Source organism: Thioreductor micantisoli, from assembly GCF_055392745.1.
Genome location: NZ_AP043760.1, coordinates 859185 through 879126, shown reverse-complemented (window position 1 = coordinate 879126; position 19942 = coordinate 859185). Strand labels below are relative to the sequence as shown.

Genomic DNA, 19942 nt, shown 5'->3' with positions numbered 1-19942 from the left:
GAATTATATCAAAAAAGGCAAATTAGTGAAAGAAGAGATAAAAAAAGATTATGAAAAAATACTTAAAACGCTTATACAAAAAAGAATGTTTCATATTTATCAAACTTCATTTTCTATAAGAACCGAAAACGATAAATTTCTCATAACTAAAAGTGATGCCTTATTTTTAGAAGAAGAAATGTTTACAGAAATTCATTATAAAAAAGATCTTTCTTGGAAAGAAGCAAGCTCTGATGCGAATATACACTCTTTTATTTATCAAAAAATATCAACTGCAAAATTTATAGCTCATATTTTTCCTATAAATTTAGTTACTTATAGTTTATATCATAGACAATTTAAAGCATTAGATTTTTATGGTGAAACTGTTATTGGGAATAAAAAAATTTATGAAATAAATGATAGTAAGCATTTTATTGAAGAAGTTGAAAATGTAGTTCAAAAAAATATTTTAAAAGATGAAATTGTTATTATAAAAGGTTATGGTGCATATATATATGATAGAGATTTGAAAGAATTAGCTAAAAAAGCTTCTATTTTGGAAAATAGTTCAAAAATTTTACTAAAAGTAAAAAATGTTTAGAAATAGACTCTATTATTTTTTATTTCTACATTTCCTTCCAATTCCATTTCATATAGTTTATCTCCATATTCCAAAAGTGCTTCGTTAAAATCCATTATTTTATTATTCTCTTTTTCTTCAATTCCTAAGCTTAAAATAAATTCTTCTATATCCCAAATAACTTCTGCTTGATTTGTTCTTGCTAAATAATTGCTTCCTTTACTTTCATTTATCCGATGGGGTAAAACAAAAACTTTTTTATTATATTTTTGTGCCCACTCAAAACTTCTCATACTTCCACTATTTTCATCAGCTTCTGTGATAATTACAAAATCACTAATATTTACTACAATTCTGTTTCGATAAATAAAATTATAAGCTTTTGGCATATAACTACCTTCATATTCACTAATCATCAAATTATTATCAATAATATTTTCTATTAAATTTTTATTTATTTTTGGATAGATAGTATCAATTCCAGCGGGGCTCACCATAATTGTTTTTCTAGCATTTTTATGAGACACGGCATCTACTCCATACGCACCTCCGCTTACAATTGTATATTTTTTAGACAATTTAGCTGATAAAAGTGCAGTCATTTCTTTTGTGTATTTTGAAGGTCTTCTAGTTCCTACGATAGCAACTTTTGGAGTATATAGAAGATTTATATCTCCTTTATAAAAAAGATTATAATCTTGATAAGTTATGTTTTTTGGCAAAATTATACATTTGTCCAATATAAATCAATTGAACACCTTTTAAAATATTTTTACTTGTTTTTAATGCCTCAAATGTTGTCTTATGAGGATGACAAATTGCAATTGCATATCCCCTTTGTTTAGCTATTTTTACTGCTTTTTTTAGTTGATTTCTAATATAAGTTACATTTGGGATATTATCTAAGAATATATCTCTTTGTAGTAAAATTTTATGATTTTCTTTTGCTACAATTGGTGCTTTACTTTTTGAGGTAGTAACACTATCTATAAAAGTAAGATTGTATTTATCTAAGGATTTATAAAGTTTTTGCATACTTGCTAAATCACTTGTAAATTTACTTCCTGTATGATTGTTTACAAACTTTACATTTGGAAAATTTCTTTTAATAAAAATTACTCTACTTACTATAAAATTATAACTACTATCTGTATGCAAAGTTTTAGGTTCTTCATGAAAATTTGGATTAGTAGCTTGCATAGGGAAATGCACCATATAATGTTTAAACTCTTTTGCATACTCTGCTGTATAAGGATGATTATATGTAGGCGGGAAAAAAGATGGAGTTATTATCATATGTAAATTTTTCAACCCTTTAACTTGCGCGCCAAAAGACATATCATCCATAATTATTACAAGTTTTGGTTTATTTGTATAAATAATAGGTGTTACACTTTTTTGAGTTTTATATTTACTATTTTGAGCGTAGTCTATAGCTTCACTGCTTACAGTCTTAGATTTAGTTTTTTTTATATTTTTAGGTGTCATTTTTTTTACAGGAGTAGAAGGCTTTTTATTTAAATTTTCATCAACTAATTTTTGAAGTTCCCTCAGAGCTTTTTGGGCTCCAGTATCTTTTTTTACAACTATTTTTGGTTTAATTGAGTTTTTTGCTACAATATATCCTGTTACAAAAGCAGTTCCAATAACAATTAAACCAACTATTGAAATTACACTCCATAAAATAAATTTATTTTTAAAAATTTTTCTTTTTCTTTTTGTTGTTTTTCTTTTTGTTGTTTTTTTCATTTATCTAAAATAATTTCCAACTCTAATGCTTCAAAATCTTGATTTGAATGATTTTTAATATTTACATCTTTTACTTTTACATATTTTCTAATTACATCAATAATATCTTTTTTCATTTCATCGATATTACCTATTTTTGTAGATGCTCTTTCATATTCAAGCATCATCATAAGTCTTTCTTTGGCAATATTACCAGATTTCTTTTTTCCAAATAAACTACTAAAAAAACTCATTTAAATATCCCTTTTAATTTTGCAAAAAAGCCCTTATTACTTTCTAAATCAAGTAAAGAAACTTCTTCACCTTCTATTCTTTTTGCAATTCGTCTAAATGCTTCTCCAGCTACTGACTTTTCATTATGAACAATAGGCTCGCCCAAGTTAGTTGAACTTACAATCTCTTCTGTATCAGGCACAACTCCTATAAGAGGCAGTGATAAAATATGAAGTACATCTTCTACACTTAGCATATCCCCTCTTTTTACAAGTTCAGGCTTTAATCTATTTACAATAATATGTTTTTCAACTTCTTTGCCATCTATTGCTTTTTGACTTTTAGCATCGATGATTCCTATAACTCTATCAGCATCTCTCACTGCACTAATTTCAGGAGTTGTTACTACAATGGCTCTATCTGCCAAAAATATAGAATGTTCAAATCCACTTTCTATCCCTGCAGGAGAATCAATGATAATATAATCAAATTCATTTTTTAAATCATCTAATAATTTTTTTACTTTTTCTTTATTTAAAATGTTTTTATCTTTTGTTTGGCTTGCTGGAATAAAATGAAGATTAGGAGTTCTTTTATCTTTTATAATGGCTTGTGCTAAATTACAATTACCTTCCATAACATCAACTACATCATAAACAATTCTATTTTCAAGACCTAAAATCATATCAAGATTTCTAAGCCCTATATCAAAATCAATTGCGATAACTTTTTTACCATTTTTTGCTAATGCAGAAGAAATATTTGCAGTAGTTGTTGATTTACCTACTCCACCTTTTCCACTTGTAACTGTTATGATTTGCCCCATTTTTATAAATCCTTCTTATTTTTTTAAAATAAAGTTCTTTAGAAAGTGCTTTATTTTAAAAAAAACAAAAACTTAAAAAAGTTTTTAGTTTTCTTATTATTTTAGTTTTTGTTTTGGTCAATAATTTTATTTTTACCAATCCAAGGCATCATAGCTCTTAATTTAGCACCCGTTTTTTCAATCAAAGATGCTCTTGCATTATTTCTTTCAGCTTTCATTCTTGGATATCCTGCTTGACCTTCTAAAATAAAGTCTTTTGCAAATACACCATTTTGAATTTCTTTTAAAATTTGTTTCATAGCTTTTTTGCTTTCTTCATTTACTACTTTTGGACCACTTACATAATCACCATATTCAGCAGTATTAGAAATAGAATATCTCATATCAGCTATTCCACCTTCAAACATTAAATCAACGATTAATTTAAGTTCGTGCATACATTCAAAATATGCCATTTCAGGAGCATATCCAGCTTCTGTTAAAGTTGAAAATCCAGCTTGAATTAATGAAGTAACTCCACCACATAATACAGCTTGTTCTCCAAATAAGTCTGTTTCAGTTTCATCTTTGAAAGTAGTTTCAATAATAGCAGTTCTACCACCACCGATTGCACTTGCATAAGATAATGCTAATTCTTTTGTATTTCCACTTGGATTTTGTCCAACTGCGATTAAATCAGGAATTCCTCCACCTCTTACAAATTCACTTCTTACAGTATGACCTGGCGCTTTTGGAGCTATCATTGTTGTATTAATATCACTTCTAGGAGTAATTCTTCCATAATGAATGTTAAATCCATGTCCAAACGCAATTGTTGCACCTTTTTGTAAATTAGGGGCAATTTCATTAGCATAAACTTCAGCTTGATTTTCATCTGGTAATAAAATCATAACTACTTCAGCTCTTTTAGTAGCCTCTGCAACTGTTAATACTTCAAAACCTTTAGCTTCAGCTTTTTTCCAACTACCTCCACCTTTTCTAAGCCCAACTACTACATTTACACCAGAATCTCTTAAATTTTCCGCATGTGCATGTCCTTGAGAACCAAATCCTATCATTGCTACAGTTTTACTTCTGATCAAATTTAAATCAGCATCTTTGTCATAATAAACGTTAATTGACATTTTTTCTCCTTATTTTTTTAGAATTATAGTATATTTAAAAGAAATTAACAATATTTTTGATAAAATAACGCTATCAAATCAAATAAAAGGTTACTTTATGTTAAAATTATTTTTATCATTGATTATTTTTTCATCATTTTCATTTGCAATAACCAAAAATCAGATTTATACTTTATATAAAAATAAAAATTATAAAACTGTATGTAAAAAAGGGGGATGGAAATTTACTAAATTTAAAAATGATGAAATATATTTATCAATAGTAGCTTTATCTTGTGTAAAAGATGATATGTTAAATAGTGCTATTAGAATTTCTAAACTTATGGGCAAGACAAAAATAGGAAGAGCAAATGCTTCATATGTTGCAAATTTATATTTAATAAAAAGATTGCTTATTCAATTCATATATGATAAAACAAATTTATCAAATTTATCTCTTCCTAAATCAAATCATTTTTTATCAAAAGTTTTTGAAAATATATCGAAACATAATTATATTAAAGAAAATGACGAATTTATAATAAAATTAAAAAATGTTACTTATATATTACAACCTTTAAAAAATTTTAAAAATAATAAAATAATGATAACAATAATAAACAATAATAAAAAATCTAAACATATTTATTGGTAAAATAGGAATTTAACATGTTGATAAAAAAAACACGACTTGGGGATTTGCTTATTCAAGAAAACACAATAACAAAAGAAGATTTACAAAAAGCTATAGAAATACAAAAATCTTCTCCAAACCATAAAAGAATAGGTAAAATTTTAATAGAAGAAGGTTTAGTTAATGAAGAAATAATAATGCAAGTATTATCTAAACAATTAAATTTTCCTATAATTCACAGAATTGAACCAGATTTTTTACTTTTAAAAAAAATTCCAGCAAAAATTTTGGAAAAATATCAAGCAATTCCTGTAAAAGAAAATCATAAAAATATTGAAGTTGCTTTTGCTGATCCATTAGATATAGAGGCTCAAAACACTATTGGAAGATATTTTAACAAACCTATAAAAGTTCTAATTTCTTCACAAAAAGAAATATTAAAGCATATTAATCAATTAAAAAATAGAGAAAAAGCACATACTATAATTGAGCAAATGAAAAAAGAAATTTTAGGTAATGCTGAGGAAGAAAATGATGAAGAATCAGCTACTATGCAATTTATAAAATATATAGTTGTGTTATCTATATCTAAAGATGCTAGTGATATTCATATAGAAGCTGGTGAAAATTCATTGAATATTAGAAGTAGGATTGATGGATTTTTGCAAGAAGTTATAAGTATAGAAAAAGAACTGTTTCCAGCTATTGCTGCTAGGGTAAAATTATTAAGTGGTTTAAATATTTCTGAAAAAAGAAAACCTCAGGATGGTCGTTTTAGTATGGAATTAAATGGTAATCATTTTGATTTTAGAGTTTCAACTTTGCCTATAGCAACAGGTGAAAGTATTGTTATTAGAATTCTTGATAAAAGAAATATTATGAAAGAACTCGAAGATATTGGAATCAATTCTGAAAATTTAGAAAAATGGAAAAAATCTTTAAAAGCTCCTAATGGAATTGTTTTAGTAACAGGTCCTACAGGAAGTGGTAAATCGACTACTTTATATGCATCACTAAATAGAATTAAAAGTGTAGAAGAAAAGCTTATTACAGTTGAAGATCCTGTAGAATATCAAATAAAACTTGTTCAACAAGTAAATGTAAATGAATCTGCAGGACTTACATTTGCCTCAGCGCTTAGAAGTATTTTAAGACAAGATCCAGATATTATTATGATTGGAGAAATTAGGGATCTTGAGACACTTGAAATTGCTATTAAAGCTGCTCTTACAGGCCATTTGGTTTTATCTACACTTCATACAAATGATGCTGTTAGTGCCGTTAGTAGAATGATTGATATGGGAGCTGACCCATTTATGGTTGGTGCTGCAACAATTGCTATTGAAGCGCAAAGACTTGTCAGAAGAATTTGCCCACACTGTAAAATAAAAACAAAACCAAATCCAGCTTTAATTGAAGCATTAAAAGAAAAAATACCAGGAATAGAAAATAAACCATTTTATAAAGGTGAAGGATGTGATTATTGCAATAATACAGGATATAAAGGAAGAACATTGATTAGCGAAATTTTTACTATTGATGAAGAATTATCAAGTCTTATAGCAAAAAATATAACTATTAATGAATTAGAAAGTAAAGCTAAAGAAAAAGGTTATAAACCTATGTTTATAGATGGTTTAATAAAAGCTCTACAAGGTGAAACAACTTTAGAAGAAATATTTAGAGTTACAAAGGTGGATTTATGAGAATTTATAAAGTTAGTATATTAAAAAAAGGTCAAAAAGAAGAAATTATTTTAAAAGCTGAAAATAAAGTAGAAGCTATTAAAAAGTTAAATGCTAAAGGCAGAGGAATTATAATAAAAGCTGAAGAAATAAATGTTCCATTTGAAGAAAAAATGAAAGAATTAGGCAAAATTATAAAAGCTACATTTACTAGAAAGAAATTAAATTATCCTATGTTTATTAGTGCAATTAGGCAACTTGGTGCTTTAACTAAAGCATCAATTTCTATTAAAGATTCATTGGATAATATAGCCAAAAATTCTATCGATCCTTTAGTAAAAGAAATGTTTGAAAAAGCAGCAAATGATGTAGATAATGGTTTATCATTATCAAATACTTTTGAAGAATATGAATTTTATGTAGGTAATCTTGCGGTTGCCATGGTGAAGCTTGGAGAAAAAACTGGTGAATTAGGTGAAGCTCTTGAAGATATGGCTGATATTTATGAAAATATAGAAGAGAATAGACAAAAATTCAAAAGTGCTATGCGTTATCCTTTAATTACACTTACAGCAATGGCGGGTGCTTTTACTGTTTTAATAATGTATGTTGTTCCAAAATTTGCAGATATATTCTCACAATTACATACAGAGTTACCTTTACCAACAAGGATTCTTATAGGTGCTGAATATGTTTTAAGTAATTATGGGCTTCTTACACTTGCTATACTCATAATAATTTTTATTGCTCATAAATATTTCTATAGGACTAATCAAACATATAAATATGGAATTGATGGTTTAATGCTAAAAATGAAAATTGTTGGTCCTATTGTAGAATATGCATCTTTAAGTAGATTTTTGTTGGTATTTACAAAACTTACAAAGGCTGGAATCCCTATGATAGATGCTTTAACTATTTCAAATGGTATTCTAGATAATAGTGTATTAAATTCAAAAATAGAAAATGTTATTAAAAGTATAAATCAAGGGCAAAATTTAACTAATTCTCTTGAAAAAAACAATATACTTGATAATGTTACTTTACAAATGATAGCAGCTGGGGAAGAAGCCGGGAATTTGGACACAATGCTTGAAAATGCAAGTGATTATTATAAGACACAATTTGATATAATAATTGATGGTTTAGGAGATGCAATTGAACCTATTATGATAGCATTTATTGGAGCATTAGTATTATTACTTGCTCTTGGTATTTTCTTACCGATGTGGGATATGGCAAAAGCAGCTAGAGCATAATGAAATTAGCAATTGGAGGATTTGATGGGATGCATTACGCCCATCAAAAACTTTTTTCTTTAAGTGATAAAATATTAATAATAGAAAAAAGTTCTTCATTAACACCTTTTAAAACAAAATGTGAATACACCGTATTACCTTGTGATTTTTATAATTTGGATGAAATAAAACAGTTAACTTATTTAGAATTTATAAATAAAATAAAAAAAGAATTTAATCCAACAACCATTGTAATTGGATATGATTTTAAATTTGGGAAAAATAGACTTGGAACTCCTGAAATATTAAAAAAATATTTTGATGTAATAATTATAGATGAAATAAAAATAGATAATGTCGGAGTTCATTCTAGAATTATTAGAGAATTTATAAAAGAAGGAAAAATAAAAAAAGCAACTAAATTTTTGAATCATTTATATAAAATAAAAGCAACTCAAATAAAAGGTCAAGGAATTGGTAAAAATGAACTTTTACCTACTATTAATCTCAAACCTATTTATAATTATACAATTCCCAAAAATGGAGTATATTTAACTTTATTAAATAAAGAGCCTTCTATTACATTTATAGGGATACGTTCAACAGATAATAATTTTTCAATAGAAACCTATATAATTGATAATGGAGAATTGATAATTGATAATGGAGAATTATTTGAATTAGAATTTTTAGATTTCCTAAGAAAAATTCGTAAATTTAATAATATAAAAGAGTTAAAAACAGCTATAATTAGAGACAAAGAAAAAGCAATAGAATATTTTAAAAAGGAAAATTATGACATTAAATGAGTTAATTCAAAAAGTAGAAAAAGCAAGACTTGAAGTAAATGAACATTTAATAGTAAAGATAGTAGCTGTAAGTAAATACAGTAATTCTGATGCGGTTAAAAAACTTTATAATGAAGGTCAAAGAGCATTTGGAGAAAATAGAGTTCAAGTTTTAGAAGAAAAAATAAATGATTTAAATAATTTACCACTGGAATGGCATTTTATTGGAAATTTACAAAAAAATAAAATAAATAAACTTTTAAAACTAAATCCTTTTATGATTCAATCAATTAATTCATTGGAATTAGCAAAAGATATAAATAAAAGAGCAACCAAACCAATTAGATGTTTACTTGAAATTAATTCAGCAAAAGAAGAAAGTAAAGAAGGACTTCAACCAGAACTTGCAATTGATACTTATAATGAAATATTGGAGACTTGTCCAAATATAAATCTTCAAGGGGTTATGACAATTGGTGCTCATTCCCAAGAAGAAAAAGAGATTATAGAATCTTTTGAGTTAACTCATTCTATTTTTGAAAAACTGCAAAATAAAGGTGCAAAAGTTTGCTCAATGGGAATGAGTAGTGATTTTGAACTTGCTATTAAATGTGGAAGTAATATGATTAGAGTTGGAAGTGCTTTATTTAAATAAACTTAAATTAAATAAATAACCTAATATAACAAAAATAGCACTGACTAAATAAACGAAATAACTACAAATTTTAACGAAAAAAAGCGTTAAAAAAGTGTGCTTCAAACCCGAAGGGCGCTTGCGTTGACACTTTTTAGATTTTTAGAGTGTTAAAAAATTTGTTTTATTATTGAGTGTTTTAGGTCAATGCTAAACTCTTAATTCCAACCAAAAAATAGAAACATAGATGCAACTATATAATCAGCTATAAAAACTGTAATAGATGCTAAAACAACTGCAGTAGTTGTACTTCTACCCACACCTTTTGCTCCTCCAGTTGTATTATAACCTACATATGTAGCGATTGTGGAAATTAAATATGCAAAAACAACTCCTTTAATAATACCTTGTGTAAAATCTTTAAATTCAGCATATTGTTTAATTGTGTTTAAATAACTTGTAGCATTTATATCTAAAACATAAGTAGAAATCAAATATGAACCTATATTTGCAATAGTATCAAACATTAAAATTAAAATTGGAAGAGATATAATCATTCCTAAAATTCTTGGTACAATTAAATATTGTTTTGAATTAACAGCCATTACATCTAGAGCATCAATTTGCTCTGTTACTTTCATTGTTCCTAGCTCAGCAGCTATTGCACTTACTGAACGACTAATTACCATAAGAGTTGCAAATACCGGTCCTAATTCTTTACAAATAGATATAAATATTGTATATCCCATATAATTTTCTATTCCAAATTTATGAAAGGCACTATATAATTCAACTGCCTCAACCATTCCCATAAAAAAAGCTGTTAAGAAAATCACTAAAAAAGCATTCATACCAATAATTTCTATTTGTGATAATATTTCTTTAATTCTAAATGGTCTTTTAAAAAATAGTCTTAATACTTCTAATTGGAAAACAGAAAATCGTCCTAATGTCCCAATTATCAGATCAAACATCTTTAAAACTATACTTCCTATGCTAAAAAAGAAATTTTCTATCAAAGTTTAACCTTTTTTTGGTAAAATTATATCAAAAAAAAGGATATAAAATGGCAGAAGAAAAAAAAGAAGAACAAAACGGAGAAAAAGAAGAACAAAAATCAAACAGTGGGAATAAATTAATCTTAATTATTATTATAGTTTTATTACTTTTACTTTTAATTATAGGTGGTTTGGTTGCTTATTTCTTACTTGCAGATAATACTTCTCAAAATGAAACAGTACAACAATCATCAGATAAAAAAATAGAACAAAAATCATCTTCTGTAAAAAAAGATACTGAAGCATTAGAAATTGGTCCTATTTATCCACTTGATCCATTTACAGTGAATCTAAAAAGTACAAATAATACTAGATATTTGAAATGTACAATTAATTTAGAAATTGATAGTCCTGATACTCAACCAGAACTTGATAAAATTAAACCAGCAGTGAGAGATGTAGTAATTAGAATTCTTTCAAGTAAAACAACTCCTGAAATTTCAACTGCCAAAGGAAAAGAAAAACTAAAAGAAGAACTTAAAAAAAATATAAATGCAATTTTAGCAAAAGGTGAAATAAAACATGTCTATTTTACAGCTTTTGTAATTCAATGATAGGTATTGATATAGTTTCAATTCTTAGAATTGAAAAAAGTATAGAAAAATTTAAAAATAAAGTAAAAAATAAATTTATGACTCAAAGTGAACAAAAGTGGGCTAAAAAGTCCTCTTCTATTGCTGGAATATGGGCAAGTAAAGAAGCATTTTCCAAAGCCATAGGCACAGGAATTGGCAAAGAATTTTCTTTTTTGGATATAGAAATAATTAAAACTAAAAAAGGAAAACCTATTATAAACCTATTAAATAAAAATTTAGCTAATAAACTAAAAAACAGACAAATAGATGTTTCTATTACTCACGATGGTGGCTTTGCAATAGCTGCAGTAATTATAATTTAAAGGATAAAAATGTATCAACTCTCACAAAATCCTCCTCTTTATTACTTAGATGATTATACATTTCCAAACCCTTATGAACCTTTTGAAGATGGATTTGTAGGAGCAAGTGCTGATTTGGTACCACAAAGGCTTTTAAATGGATATAGTAAAGGATTTTTCCCTTGGTATCAAGCAGAAGATAGTATGTTTCATTGGTATAATATTGATGACAGAATGATTCTTTATACAAATCAAGTAAAAAAAACAAAAAAACTACTTCAAAAATTAAGAAGTCAAAATTGGGATTTTAGAATTAATACAAATTTTGAAAAAGTTATCAAAAATTGTGCTTCTATTAAAAGACCTGTTCATCACGGAGATAGCTGGATTAGCAGTGACTTTATAGAAGCTTATACAAATTTACATAAACTAGGCTTTGCTTTAAGTGTAGAAAGTTATTTTCAAAATGAATTGGTTGGTGGATTTTATGGTGTTGGAATTGGAAATTATTTTTCAGGTGAAAGTATGTTTGCCAAAAAAAGTGATGCAAGTAAATTGGCACTTATTTATTTTTGTGAAGTGTGTCAAGATAATGGAATTAATTGGATTGATTGTCAAAGTGGAAGTGAACATCTGCAAAGAATGGGTGCTGTTAAGATAGACAAAACAGAATTTATTCCAATGTTGGAAAAGAATATAAATAAAAAGGTAAACAATGATACAAAAAATTTTGGATAATCATAAGATTTTAAAAGATATTTATTATGAAAAAATGGATAAATTAAGAGAAACTTTTGATTTCGATAATCAAGATGTAACTTTTAATAAATTGTTAGAATATTCTAATGAATTAGAAAAAGAGATAAATAATCATTTTGCATTACAAAACAGATTAACTAATCAGATAAATAAAGAAGTTGATAGAATTGTATTAGAAAATATGCTTGTTAGAAAAATTATGCTACATATGAATACTAAAATTAAACAAGGCGCTATAGATAAAGATGTTAATATATTTGCTTTTTTTGATGAATTTGAGGAAATTTTACGAGCTTATCTTAAAAAAGAGGAAAAACTATTTATACAAGAGTTAGAAATTGCTACAAATGAAGCAGAAAGAAAGAAAATTAAAGAGATACTTATTTAAACCATCCTTTTACTTTTTCTATTGCTTCTTCAAAAATAGATTTATGTTCATTTATTTCTTTTCCAAAACTTTTATGAAGTTTTTCAAGAAGTTCTTTTTGTTCATCTGTTAATTTTTCAGGATAAATAATTTTTAAAACAGCTATTAGATTTCCTTTGCGTCCTGTATGAACATTAGCAATTCCCTCATTTTTAAATCTATATTTTGTATTATCTTTTGTATAAGGTTTAATATCAAGTTCTTTTTCAATTCTTAAAGTAGGTATTTTTATATTATCCCCTAAAATTGCACTTGTAAAGAAAATAGGAACTTCCACATAAATATCATCTCCATTTCTTTTAAAAACTTTATCCTCTCTTACTGTAATATGAATATATAGATCCCCTCTTCTTCCATCGAAATCTTCATTACCTTTATTTGGTACTCTCATTCTCATACCATCATCTACACCTGTTGGAATATCAAGTTCTACTTTGTCTTTATTTATTTTATATCCGCTACCTTTACATTCATCACACTCTTCATCGATGATTATTCCAGAACCTTGACAATTTGGACAAGTTTGAGCAACTTTCATAAATCCATGACTCATAAATACTTGACCAGCTCCTCCGCAAGTTGGGCAACTATGTGATTTTTTAGCACCCTTACCATCACAAGCTTTACAAACAGTATAATATTCATACTCTTCTTCTTTTTTTACACCAAAGACAGCTTCTTTAAATTCAAGATTAACTTCTATTAAAACATCTAAATTATATGGAGTTTCTCTTCGTGGTTTTTTGCTTCTTCCACCAAATCCAAACATTTCTTCAAAAATATCTCCAAAACCTTCGAAACCTCCAAATCCACCACTTCTTCCACCCATTTGACCATCAAGTCCAGCTTTACCATATCTATCATAAACAGTTCTTTTTTCATCATCACTTAAAACTTGATAAGCTTCATTGATTTTTTTAAACATTTCTTCTGCTTCTTTATCTCCTGGATTTTTATCTGGATGATATTTCATAGCTTTTTTTCTATATGCTTTTTTTATTTCTGCTTTTGTTGCAGTTTTTGATACTTTTAAAATTTCATAATATTCAAATTCCAAATTATCTCCTTAAAAATATTTTTTTTGCTGGAATTATATCATAAATTTATATTGTTATTTAAAGTAAATTAATAATTTTTTTAACTATTTTTAAGTTATTATTAAGAAAAAAGTATTATAATTCGACATAAGTTTTTAAACTTAAACTAGCCTTAAACTCTTTGAAGTTTATCGAATATCATAAAAGGTTGCTAACTATGTTCAATTTTGACTCTCTTTCACTGCTATTTGTATTTTTAATTTTACTCGGAGCAATTCCAAATATTTTTTATGCAAGTGGATATTTATCTCACATAAAAAGAAAAACACATTTTTTAATCCACTATTTTACATTTATTATTTCAATGATTGGTGTTGTTGTTTCAAATGAAGTAGTTGTATTCCTGTTTTTTTGGGAACTTATGAGTTTAACTTCGTGGCAATTGGTTTTAACAGAACCAACAGATAAAGCAATAAAAGCTGCACGATTTTACTTTTTTATGACCCATTTTGGTTTTGTATTTATTTTACTTTTTTTCTTAATTCTTTCACCAGATAATGCGTTTGCATCATTTAGTAATATGAAAGAGTTAGCAAGTAATTTCAAATACCCTACTTTATTATTTGTATTAATTACAGTTGGTTTCCTAAGTAAAGCGGGAGCTGTACCATTTCATGTATGGCTTCCTTATGCCCATCCAGAAGCACCAAGTCCAGTTTCTGCACTTATGAGTGGAGTTATGCTAAAAGTTGCGATTTATGCTTTTTTAAGATTTATATTTATATTACCAAATTGGCCTCTTGAATGGGGAGTTATTATTCTAACAATTGGTGCAATATCTAGTTTAGTTGGTGTTTTATATGCCCTAGCAGAACATGATATCAAAGCACTTCTTGCAAATCATTCTATTGAAAATATTGGAATTATATTAATTGGTATTGGTGTGGGGATGATCTTTACTACCTTACATCTTTATACACTTGCAGCTTTTGGATTTATAGCAGGTGTTTATCATACATTTAATCATATGAGTTTCAAAAGTTTACTTTTTATGACTGCAGGTTCAGTTTTACATCAAACACACACTAAAAATATGGAAAAATATGGAGGGCTAATAAAAGCAATGCCAATTACTGCTTATCTATTTTTGATAGCAGCTATTTCTATTTCAGCACTTCCACCAACCAATGGGTTTTTGAGTGAATGGATGATTTTTCAAAGTATGTTAAGTTCACATAGTGTTAATGATATTATATTAAAACTTGCTTTTCCATTTGCAATATTTGCCCTTGCCTTAACGGGAGGACTTGCAATTGCTTGTTTTGTAAAAGCTTTTGGAATTACTTTTTTAGGACTTGAAAGAAGTACAAATGCGAAACATGCTAAAGAAGTTAATAAGCTCATGTTAATTGGACAAATTTTGATGGGAGGTGTTGTTATATTTCTTATGTTATTTTTACCAAACATTATTCATTTAATAAATAGTTCTTTACCTATAGTTGATATTTATTCAAAACTATTTCCAACTTATTTTGTAATGCACTCATTAAATGGAGGAGCAGTTGCCCCACTCCTACTTTTGAGCGCATTACTTGTAATTACTGGACTAATTGTTTTTGTATATAAATCTTTAAATCTAAAGACAAGAATTTATCATACTTGGACTTGTGGATACAATACAAATGCAAGAAGTCAATATACAGCTACAGGATTTGCTGGGCCTATTAGAAGATTTTTTGAATGGCTTTATAAACCAGAAGTTCATTCCCATAAAACAACACTAGCAGGACATAAAACTAAATTTAGTGATTCTCTTTATGAAGTGCATGTAAAACCTTTATTTGAAAAATCTCTTTATGACAATACAAAGATTTTAACAGATAAAATAAGTGATATTATTTATGAATTAAGTAATTTTGAAAAAGAAAAATATGCTTCTTTAATTTTTGTTTTATTGGCAACAGTTCTATTTAGTTATAGGGTTTTTGATCATCAAAGTAATTGGGGAAGTATTTTACTTGAATTTATAGTAATGTCTATATTTATTAGAATTATAGTAATAGGAGGTAAAAAATGACTCAATATATTTTAACAACTTTGTTTATTTTTATAATTGCACCATTTTTAACAGGGCTTATCAAAAGTATAAAAATGTTTCTATTATTTAAAAGACCAGTTTCACCATTTCAACCATATTTAGATTTAAAAAAACTATTTAGTAAAGAAATAATTTATTCAAAAGAAGCATCATCTATCTCAAGAATTGCACCATTTTTGATTTTATCTCCTATTGTTCTAGTTGTTTTTTTACTTCCTCCTATTTTTTCTGGAAGTTTTTATATATCTTTTATGGATGCTTTTACTATTACAGGACTTTTAAGTCTTTCAGCATTCTTTTTAATGCTAATAGGACTTGATAGTGCAAGTAGTTTTGGAGGAATTGGTTCAAGTAGAGAGGCTTTTGTCTCTGCATTGGTAGAACCAGCAATGATATTAACTATTTTTTCAGTCTCTTTAATTGGGGGAAATATAAATATTGGAGCAAGTGCTTTAAATTTGGTAAATCATTTTCCAGTAGAACATAGTGCAAGTTTTATTTTAGCAGGGATTAGTTTCTTCATTTTATTAATTGCAGAAAATGGTAGAATTCCTGTAGACAATCCAGATACTCATTTAGAGCTTACAATGATACATGAAACGATGATCTTAGAAGCTACAGGTTCCAATCTAGCACTTATCGAATTGGCAGGAAGTTTTAAATTTATTATTTTTGCATCTATTTTTGTAACTTTGTTTATTCCATTTGGAGCTGATTTATGCTGGTGTTTAGCAGCAATAATTTTTATTTTAAAATTATTACTAGTATCTTTAGCAGTTGCATTAGTTGAAGTAAATGGTGCAAAACTTAGACTCTTTAAAGTTCCAAATTTACTTGGAATTGCTATAATTTTTGGATTTTTAAGTTTGGTTACATTTTATATTTTAGGAGGTGCTCAATGATAAATGCACTTATTGGATTTTTTATAGCTATTTTAATTTCAGCGTTATTTACTACAAGGCTTTACCGATTATTTTTATGGTATGCTTTAAATTCTTTAATGCTTGGTAGCATTGCTATAATCTTGGGTTTTAGAATTGAAGATACAGCCATGGTAATTACAGGAATTATCACTATAGTTATTAAATTTTTATTAATTCCATACATTTTAAAATATATTACAAGAAAATTTAATATAGACAGAAAAGCACCTCCTAGCCTTAGTATTCAATATTCAATTATTATAGTTCCTATAATTTTGGTATTTACTTTTTATTTAGTATCACCAATGCTCAGCTCTTTTGGAATGAATAGTAATTATGTTGCAATTGCAATTAGTAGTATGTTTTTATCACTTCTTTTAATAATAGAACAAAAAAATATATCTGCAAGAATTGTTGGATTTTTATTTATTGAAAATAGTCTATTTTTACTTGGAATCAGTGCTGTTGAAGGAATGCCAATGTTAATTGAACTTGGTATATTTGTAGATTTAATGATGTTAATTATTATCATAAATCTATTATTTAAAAATGAAGGAGAAAAAGCATGAATCTAATTTTCATACCACCTATTTTAATATTTTTACTAAGTTATACAAAAATTAATAGGATTTTAATGAGTATAATTGCAACAAGTGTAATAATACCTGCTCTTTGGATTATTTTTCACCCATTTAATAATACATATTTTATGGTAGATAAATTAAATTCTTTCATAATGCTAATTTCTTCAATTGTTGGGATTGGAGTAAGTATAATTATGATAAGTCTTCCTAAAAGAATATCTTTAGAAGAAAAGAATATAAAAAGATTTTATAGATTCTTTGGAATTTTTTGGCTTGGATTAACAATTTCAATTTTAGCAAATAATATGGGTCTTTTTTGGATTGGACTTGAATTTGCAACACTTTCAACTGTTTATATGATAAAGGTTAAACCTACCGAAGCTGCACACAAAGAAGCTTGGAAATATCTAATTATTGGAGCTATTGCCATTGCTTTAGTTTTGTTTGGAATTATTTTGATGTATGGAAGTGCAAAAGCAACTCTTGGAGCAAATGCTATGAATTTTTTAGCACTTTCACAAAACACAGCCCATATTAATCACTTCTTATTTGAAATGGGATTTTTTATTGCAACTACCGGACTTTTTGTAAAAATGGGATTTTTCCCTATGAATTTATGGCTTGCAGATATTGAAAGAAGTGCTATTTATCCAGTTGCTGCTTTATTTAGTGGGATTTTGGAATCTGCTATTATTTTAGGATTTTTTAGATTCTCTCAAATAGAAATGCACATTAATTATTCTCATTTGATTGGATTTGTTTATACTTATTCGATTTTTACTCTATTCATGGTAAGTTTTTTAATCTACAAAGCAAAAGATTTTGTAAGACTTTTCTCACTTTCAGGAATTGAGCATATGACAATAATTACACTTTTTTGGGTAAGTGGTGGATATTTTGCAGCTCTTTTACATTTTGCAGCACATGCTCTTTTTAAACCAGGTTTATTTTTATCAAGTGGAATTTTAGAACAAAATGGTAAATTTAATTTCAAAGGTGTTTTAAAAAATATAAAACCAAAATATGTAAGTTTAATAATATCTGCATTATTACTTGGAGTAGTTTCTCTTCCACCAAGTCCTATGTTTTTTAGTGAAATATTTGGATTTAAATCAATGATAGATATTGCTAAAAATTCAGATTATTTTGTCTTAATGATAATAGGAATTATTTTTATTCTAATTTTATTAAGTATAATTTTTTATAAATTTGTAGATGTTTACCAAAAAGCTATGTATGAAAATGAAAATGAAAGTGAAAATGATAAAGAAAAAGTTGTATATACAAGTGAAAAAATTATGTTGATTCTATTTTTTGTATCATTAGTTGCCCTGCTTTTCGGATTTGATTATATTGACACAATAGCAAAAGGATTAAAATGAGAAGATTTATAGCAAGATTTGCATTAGATTTAGGAGATGTTTTTGAAATTCAAGATGTTTTTGAAGGAAAAATCGTAAAACATCAAATAAATAAAGAAAATCCAGAAATAGAAACTATTACCAAAGATTATCCAGCTGCCATTTGGATGGAAAGAAAAATAAGAGATGAATTTGGAATAAATTTTACCAACAGTTTTGATAATCGTCCTACAGTTAAACATGAAAGATTTCCAAAAGAAATTTATCCTTTAAGAAAAGAATTTACAAAAAAAGAAATTGAATTTACTGATTTTCTTCCTTATAAATATGAAGAGATTGGTGGAGAAGGTGTTTATATAGTTCCAGTTGGACCAATTCATGGAGGAATTATTGAACCAGGACATTTTCAATTTTCACAAGCAGGTGAAAATATGCTTCATATTGAAGTAAGACATTTTTATAAATATCGTGCAATTGAAAAAATGTGTGAAAACAAATCCCCTCTTGAAATTAAACCAATAGTAGAGAGAATTAGCGGAAATGAATCTATCGCTTATCAAATAGCTCTTTTTGAAATATTAGCCCAAGCTTGCGAAATAGAAATTCCAAATAGTCTGAAACAAAAATATGCAACTCTTTTAGAAATTGAAAGACTTATTCATCATATTACAGATCTTGGAGGTATTCCAAATGATGCTGGATTTGGGACAGCTCTTGCTTATGCTTCAAAATTGGCAGAAGAAACAAAAAGAATGCTTGCCAAAATTACAGGACATAGATTTGGATTTGGTGCAATCAAAGAAAATATACAAATTAATTATGATGAATTGATTGAATTTTTAGATTATTTAGAAAAAGAAATTGGATTTTTTAAAAATTGGATTTTTGATATTCCTTCTATTTGGGATAGACTTGATACTACTGGAATTTTAACTATTGATAAGGCTATAAAATATTCTGTTGTAGGGCTTGGAGCAAGAGCTAGTGGATTAGAGATTGATAGAAGAAACAATGAATGGTATAAAAATTTTGGATTTGCTTTACAAACTGAAGAAATAGGCGATGCAGCAGCAAGATTCAAACTTAGAATTAAAGAAATTTTAAATTCTATAGAAATAATAAGAAATTTAAAAACTTCTAGTGATGAAAGTATTAAATTTAGTGAATTTAAAGATGGAGAATTTGTTAGTTTTGTAGAAAGTAGCATAGGTGAACTTTTTATGTTTATGAAAATAAAAGATGGATTAATTGATAGATTTTATGTTCGTGATGCAAGTCATGTAAATTGGCAAGCATTTCATACAACAGTTTATAAAGATATTATTGCAGATTTCCCTGTAATAAATAAAAGCTTTGATTTAAGCTATGCAGGAAATGATTTATAAG

The 19942-nt window shown here is 27.0% G+C and carries 22 protein-coding genes; 15 read left to right on the top strand and 7 right to left on the bottom strand.

Annotated elements, in window-relative coordinates:
- The first annotated feature begins 25 nt into the window (after window positions 1–25).
- A complete protein-coding gene (locus tag ACZ5OA_RS04585) occupies window positions 26–583 on the top strand; it encodes a class II aldolase/adducin family protein (RefSeq protein ID WP_464906704.1) in 558 nt (185 codons plus the stop codon).
- Here the strand turns inward: ACZ5OA_RS04585 and ACZ5OA_RS04580 are convergent.
- The 5 genes from ACZ5OA_RS04580 to ilvC form a co-directional block, all read right to left on the bottom strand.
- The gene (locus ACZ5OA_RS04580) at window positions 580–1284 is read right to left on the bottom strand and encodes a DNA-processing protein DprA (RefSeq protein ID WP_464906703.1); all 705 of its coding nucleotides are present in this window, start codon (window positions 1282–1284) and stop codon (window positions 580–582) included. The genes ACZ5OA_RS04585 and ACZ5OA_RS04580 overlap by 4 nt on opposite strands.
- Entirely contained in the window at window positions 1253–2311 is a 1059-nt protein-coding gene (locus ACZ5OA_RS04575) for a divergent polysaccharide deacetylase family protein (protein WP_464906702.1), read from the bottom strand. The genes ACZ5OA_RS04580 and ACZ5OA_RS04575 overlap by 32 nt, the downstream gene beginning before the upstream one ends.
- Window positions 2308–2544 (bottom strand): cell division topological specificity factor MinE, encoded by a 237-nt coding sequence (minE, locus tag ACZ5OA_RS04570; RefSeq protein WP_464906701.1) that lies wholly within the window; start codon window positions 2542–2544, stop codon window positions 2308–2310. Before minE ends, ACZ5OA_RS04575 begins: the two co-directional genes overlap by 4 nt.
- Window positions 2541–3350 (bottom strand): septum site-determining protein MinD, encoded by an 810-nt coding sequence (gene minD, locus ACZ5OA_RS04565; protein WP_464906700.1) that lies wholly within the window; start codon window positions 3348–3350, stop codon window positions 2541–2543. Before minD ends, minE begins: the two co-directional genes overlap by 4 nt.
- 101 nt (window positions 3351–3451) lie before the next feature.
- On the bottom strand, window positions 3452–4474 hold the full coding sequence (ilvC, locus tag ACZ5OA_RS04560; RefSeq protein WP_464906699.1) for a ketol-acid reductoisomerase: 1023 nt from the start codon (window positions 4472–4474) through the stop codon (window positions 3452–3454).
- A gap of 97 nt (window positions 4475–4571) precedes the next feature.
- Between ilvC and ACZ5OA_RS04555 the strand changes: the two genes are divergently transcribed.
- The 5 genes from ACZ5OA_RS04555 to ACZ5OA_RS04535 are packed head-to-tail and all read left to right on the top strand — an operon-like array spanning window position 4572 to window position 9453.
- Window positions 4572–5108, top strand: a complete 537-nt coding sequence (locus ACZ5OA_RS04555; RefSeq protein WP_464906698.1) for a hypothetical protein — start codon at window positions 4572–4574, stop codon at window positions 5106–5108.
- A 14-nt stretch (window positions 5109–5122) separates the two neighbouring features.
- Window positions 5123–6793, top strand: coding sequence for a GspE/PulE family protein (locus ACZ5OA_RS04550; RefSeq protein WP_464906697.1), 1671 nt, complete (start codon window positions 5123–5125; stop codon window positions 6791–6793).
- Window positions 6790–8031, top strand: coding sequence for a type II secretion system F family protein (locus ACZ5OA_RS04545; protein WP_464906696.1), 1242 nt, complete (start codon window positions 6790–6792; stop codon window positions 8029–8031). The genes ACZ5OA_RS04550 and ACZ5OA_RS04545 overlap by 4 nt, the downstream gene beginning before the upstream one ends.
- Window positions 8031–8819: a riboflavin kinase gene (locus tag ACZ5OA_RS04540; RefSeq protein WP_464906695.1), complete on the top strand. Its 789-nt coding sequence runs from the start codon at window positions 8031–8033 to the stop codon at window positions 8817–8819. The genes ACZ5OA_RS04545 and ACZ5OA_RS04540 overlap by 1 nt, the downstream gene beginning before the upstream one ends.
- Complete coding sequence (locus ACZ5OA_RS04535) at window positions 8806–9453, top strand: YggS family pyridoxal phosphate-dependent enzyme (RefSeq protein WP_464906694.1); 648 nt, start codon at window positions 8806–8808, stop codon at window positions 9451–9453. Before ACZ5OA_RS04540 ends, ACZ5OA_RS04535 begins: the two co-directional genes overlap by 14 nt.
- Before the next feature lie 197 nt (window positions 9454–9650).
- Here ACZ5OA_RS04535 and ACZ5OA_RS04530 read toward each other — a convergent pair whose 3' ends face one another.
- Entirely contained in the window at window positions 9651–10451 is an 801-nt protein-coding gene (locus ACZ5OA_RS04530) for an MlaE family ABC transporter permease (RefSeq protein ID WP_464906693.1), read from the bottom strand.
- Between the two features lie 47 nt (window positions 10452–10498).
- Between ACZ5OA_RS04530 and fliL the strand changes: the two genes are divergently transcribed.
- From fliL to ACZ5OA_RS04510, 4 genes are read left to right on the top strand one after another with little or no spacing between them, the layout of a single operon-like run.
- Window positions 10499–11044, top strand: a complete 546-nt coding sequence (fliL, locus tag ACZ5OA_RS04525; protein WP_464906692.1) for a flagellar basal body-associated protein FliL — start codon at window positions 10499–10501, stop codon at window positions 11042–11044.
- Complete coding sequence (gene acpS, locus ACZ5OA_RS04520) at window positions 11041–11388, top strand: holo-ACP synthase (protein WP_464906691.1); 348 nt, start codon at window positions 11041–11043, stop codon at window positions 11386–11388. Before fliL ends, acpS begins: the two co-directional genes overlap by 4 nt.
- 9 nt (window positions 11389–11397) lie before the next feature.
- On the top strand, window positions 11398–12105 hold the full coding sequence (gene aat / locus ACZ5OA_RS04515) for a leucyl/phenylalanyl-tRNA--protein transferase (protein WP_464906690.1): 708 nt from the start codon (window positions 11398–11400) through the stop codon (window positions 12103–12105).
- Window positions 12083–12514, top strand: a complete 432-nt coding sequence (locus ACZ5OA_RS04510) for a hypothetical protein (RefSeq protein WP_464906689.1) — start codon at window positions 12083–12085, stop codon at window positions 12512–12514. The genes aat and ACZ5OA_RS04510 overlap by 23 nt, the downstream gene beginning before the upstream one ends.
- On the opposite strand, the gene dnaJ is transcribed toward ACZ5OA_RS04510, so the two are convergent.
- A complete protein-coding gene (dnaJ, locus tag ACZ5OA_RS04505; RefSeq protein WP_464906688.1) occupies window positions 12507–13610 on the bottom strand; it encodes a molecular chaperone DnaJ in 1104 nt (367 codons plus the stop codon). The genes ACZ5OA_RS04510 and dnaJ overlap by 8 nt on opposite strands.
- 197 nt (window positions 13611–13807) lie before the next feature.
- On the opposite strand from dnaJ, the gene ACZ5OA_RS04500 reads away from it, so the two are divergent.
- The 5 genes from ACZ5OA_RS04500 to ACZ5OA_RS04480 all read left to right on the top strand — a co-directional run bounded on the left by ACZ5OA_RS04500 (window position 13808) and on the right by ACZ5OA_RS04480 (window position 19941).
- Complete coding sequence (locus tag ACZ5OA_RS04500) at window positions 13808–15667, top strand: proton-conducting transporter transmembrane domain-containing protein (RefSeq protein WP_464906687.1); 1860 nt, start codon at window positions 13808–13810, stop codon at window positions 15665–15667.
- A complete protein-coding gene (locus tag ACZ5OA_RS04495; RefSeq protein WP_464906686.1) occupies window positions 15664–16590 on the top strand; it encodes a respiratory chain complex I subunit 1 family protein in 927 nt (308 codons plus the stop codon). Before ACZ5OA_RS04500 ends, ACZ5OA_RS04495 begins: the two co-directional genes overlap by 4 nt.
- Window positions 16587–17180 carry a hydrogenase gene (locus ACZ5OA_RS04490; protein ID WP_464906685.1) on the top strand — a complete coding sequence of 198 codons (594 nt, stop codon included), beginning with the start codon at window positions 16587–16589 and terminating at the stop codon, window positions 17178–17180. The genes ACZ5OA_RS04495 and ACZ5OA_RS04490 overlap by 4 nt, the downstream gene beginning before the upstream one ends.
- A gap of 65 nt (window positions 17181–17245) precedes the next feature.
- A complete protein-coding gene (locus ACZ5OA_RS04485; RefSeq protein WP_464906684.1) occupies window positions 17246–18577 on the top strand; it encodes a proton-conducting transporter transmembrane domain-containing protein in 1332 nt (443 codons plus the stop codon).
- The gene (locus tag ACZ5OA_RS04480) at window positions 18574–19941 is read left to right on the top strand and encodes a hydrogenase large subunit (protein WP_464906683.1); all 1368 of its coding nucleotides are present in this window, start codon (window positions 18574–18576) and stop codon (window positions 19939–19941) included. The genes ACZ5OA_RS04485 and ACZ5OA_RS04480 overlap by 4 nt, the downstream gene beginning before the upstream one ends.
- The last annotated feature ends 1 nt before the right edge of the window (window position 19942 follow it).

Bases quoted from the DNA above. Each gene is read 5' to 3' on its own strand.
- ACZ5OA_RS04575 (WP_464906702.1), bottom strand. From the start codon at position 2,311: ATGAAAAAAACAACAAAAAGAAAAACAACAAAAAGAAAAAGAAAAATT.
- minE (WP_464906701.1), bottom strand. From the start codon at position 2,544: ATGAGTTTTTTTAGTAGTTTATTTGGAAAAAAGAAATCTGGTAATATT.
- minD (WP_464906700.1), bottom strand. From the start codon at position 3,350: ATGGGGCAAATCATAACAGTTACAAGTGGAAAAGGTGGAGTAGGTAAA.
- ilvC (WP_464906699.1), bottom strand. From the start codon at position 4,474: ATGTCAATTAACGTTTATTATGACAAAGATGCTGATTTAAATTTGATC.
- ACZ5OA_RS04555 (WP_464906698.1), top strand. From the start codon at position 4,572: ATGTTAAAATTATTTTTATCATTGATTATTTTTTCATCATTTTCATTT.
- ACZ5OA_RS04550 (WP_464906697.1), top strand. From the start codon at position 5,123: ATGTTGATAAAAAAAACACGACTTGGGGATTTGCTTATTCAAGAAAAC.
- ACZ5OA_RS04545 (WP_464906696.1), top strand. From the start codon at position 6,790: ATGAGAATTTATAAAGTTAGTATATTAAAAAAAGGTCAAAAAGAAGAA.
- ACZ5OA_RS04540 (WP_464906695.1), top strand. From the start codon at position 8,031: ATGAAATTAGCAATTGGAGGATTTGATGGGATGCATTACGCCCATCAA.
- ACZ5OA_RS04535 (WP_464906694.1), top strand. From the start codon at position 8,806: ATGACATTAAATGAGTTAATTCAAAAAGTAGAAAAAGCAAGACTTGAA.
- fliL (WP_464906692.1), top strand. From the start codon at position 10,499: ATGGCAGAAGAAAAAAAAGAAGAACAAAACGGAGAAAAAGAAGAACAA.
- acpS (WP_464906691.1), top strand. From the start codon at position 11,041: ATGATAGGTATTGATATAGTTTCAATTCTTAGAATTGAAAAAAGTATA.
- aat (WP_464906690.1), top strand. From the start codon at position 11,398: ATGTATCAACTCTCACAAAATCCTCCTCTTTATTACTTAGATGATTAT.
- ACZ5OA_RS04510 (WP_464906689.1), top strand. From the start codon at position 12,083: ATGATACAAAAAATTTTGGATAATCATAAGATTTTAAAAGATATTTAT.
- ACZ5OA_RS04500 (WP_464906687.1), top strand. From the start codon at position 13,808: ATGTTCAATTTTGACTCTCTTTCACTGCTATTTGTATTTTTAATTTTA.
- ACZ5OA_RS04495 (WP_464906686.1), top strand. From the start codon at position 15,664: ATGACTCAATATATTTTAACAACTTTGTTTATTTTTATAATTGCACCA.
- ACZ5OA_RS04490 (WP_464906685.1), top strand. From the start codon at position 16,587: ATGATAAATGCACTTATTGGATTTTTTATAGCTATTTTAATTTCAGCG.
- ACZ5OA_RS04485 (WP_464906684.1), top strand. From the start codon at position 17,246: ATGAGTATAATTGCAACAAGTGTAATAATACCTGCTCTTTGGATTATT.
- ACZ5OA_RS04480 (WP_464906683.1), top strand. From the start codon at position 18,574: ATGAGAAGATTTATAGCAAGATTTGCATTAGATTTAGGAGATGTTTTT.